The 1,891-nt window shown below is 56.3% G+C and carries 2 protein-coding genes; both read right to left on the bottom strand.

Going from position 1 to position 1,891, the window contains the following annotated elements; all coding sequences use genetic code 11:
* Positions 1-46: 46 nt before the first annotated feature.
* Positions 47-1,579, bottom strand: a complete 1,533-nt coding sequence (gene tnpC, locus AACY44_RS27510) for an IS66 family transposase (RefSeq protein ID WP_060766772.1) — start codon at positions 1,577-1,579, stop codon at positions 47-49.
* Positions 1,580-1,597: 18 nt separating this feature from the next.
* A partial coding sequence (gene tnpB, locus AACY44_RS27515; protein ID WP_339531522.1) for an IS66 family insertion sequence element accessory protein TnpB occupies positions 1,598-1,891 on the bottom strand: 294 nt, incomplete at its 5' end.

Raw genomic sequence — 1,891 nt, forward strand, 5'->3', positions numbered from 1 at the left:
CGAGTGCGATCCACAAACCCCACCTACCACAAGATGTAACCTCGGTTTACCGTGGCATCTGTGGCGAGCAGTTCCACGGCAGCAGCGCTTCGTAATCTTCTACTGACGAGGCGTGCGGCAATCGCTCCAGTACGTGGCGCAGCCACGTATAGGGCTCTTGGCCGTTGACCTTGGCTGTCTCGACCAAACTGTAGATCTGCGCACTGGCCGTGGCGCCTTTAGGCGTGTCACTGAACAGCCACGCCTTGCGCCCAATAACAAACGGCTTTATCGCACGCTCCGCCAAGTTGTTATCGATCGGCAAATGGCCGGCCTCCACATAGCGTTCCAACCGGCTCCAGTTGTTCGCCAGGTAATTCACCGCCTTGCCCAGCACACTTTGCGGCGTGACTTGGGACTGCGTTTTCTCCAGCCAACTTTTCAACTCGGCGAGTACCGGCAAGCTTCTCTCCTGCCGACCGATAAACCGCTGTTCATCGCAGGCATCCTTGAGCTCGCGTTCGATGCCATACAACTTGCTCATCATCGCCAGCACGATATCGGCGCGACCGGTCTTGCCCTTGGGCTGTACCTTCTGCGCTTCGACGAACTTGCGTCGCGCATGGACCATACACGCCAAACGCTCAACTCCGGGTTGCAACGCCAATGCGTTGTAACCCGCATAATCATCGGTCATCACGTAGCCGCGATAGTCGCCGAGCAGGCGCAACGGCACCTCCTGCGCTCGGCTGGTGGTGTAGTCAAAAAGGATCACTGGCCGCTCTGGCGGGCCGCTGGCTTGCACCCACATCCAGGATTGGCTGGTCGGGTCTCGATCCGGTTCCTTGAGTACCTGGACGCGGGTTTCGTCGCAGTGGATCACCGGACTTTCCAGTAATCGATCACGCATCAGGTTCAGCAGTGGCTGAAAGTGTTCACTGCACTGGATCACCCAACGCGCCAGGGTTTGCCGTGGAATATCGACGCCGTGTCGACTCAGTACACTTTCAAAACGATGCAGCGGCAGACCATCGACATACTTGGTGGTCAACAACATCGCCAGCACACTGGGGCTGGCCATGCTCTTTTCGATTATCTGAGCGGGTTTGTCAGCGGTGACCGGCGCGGTTTCACAACTGCGGCAACCGTACACTTTGCGGATGTGTTTGAGTACGCGGATCTGCATCGGCACGATCTCCAGCTGTTCGCTGGTTTCTTCGCCAATGACGTGTTTGCGACAGCCGCAGGCGCAGGTCAGTTCGTGCTCTGGAAGTTCGTGGATAACTTCGATGCGCGGCAAGTCAGTCGACAACGGCTTGCGCTTGCCACGGCGCTTGGTAGGAGCAACGGCTTCTTCGTCAGACTCGTCGCAGACCGGAACAGCGAGACTTTCAGGTTCATTAAAGAGCGCGAGCTGTGGCGTCTGCGGATCGACGGTTTGTTCTGATTTACGCCCGAAAAAACGTTCACGCCATAGCCGGATCTGTTCTTTCAGATCAACAATCTGGTCTTTGTCCACCTGACGCTCACTGAGCATCTGCACAAGCATTTGCTTGAGCAGAACCGGATCATCGGGGAGGTCGTCGGGCATGGAAATCATGGCCCGGATTATATCCAACTACGCGACAAATCGCGGCGTCAAAACCTGATGCGGACGGTTGCGCCAAAGATCAAAACCGTCGAGCAGCCAGTTCAGTTCCTGAACCGTCAGGACAATGGCTTCATCCGTATCGTCAGGGGACGTTTTGAATCGTTCGGATTCGAGGCGCTTGAGCCAAAGGCAGAAGCCGTTGCGCTCCCAATAAAGTATTTTCACCCGATTACGGGGGCGATTCAGAAAAACAAAAAGCACGGGATCGAACACTGCCACTTTGATATCCAATTCAACCAGGGCGGCGAGGCCGTCGATGGA

The sequence above is a fragment of the Pseudomonas sp. RA_15y_Pfl1_P11 genome, from assembly GCF_963970975.1.
Lineage (GTDB): Bacteria > Pseudomonadota > Gammaproteobacteria > Pseudomonadales > Pseudomonadaceae > Aquipseudomonas > Aquipseudomonas tritici.

Bases quoted from the DNA above. Each gene is read 5' to 3' on its own strand.
- tnpC (WP_060766772.1), bottom strand. From the start codon at position 1,579: ATGATTTCCATGCCCGACGACCTCCCCGATGATCCGGTTCTGCTCAAG.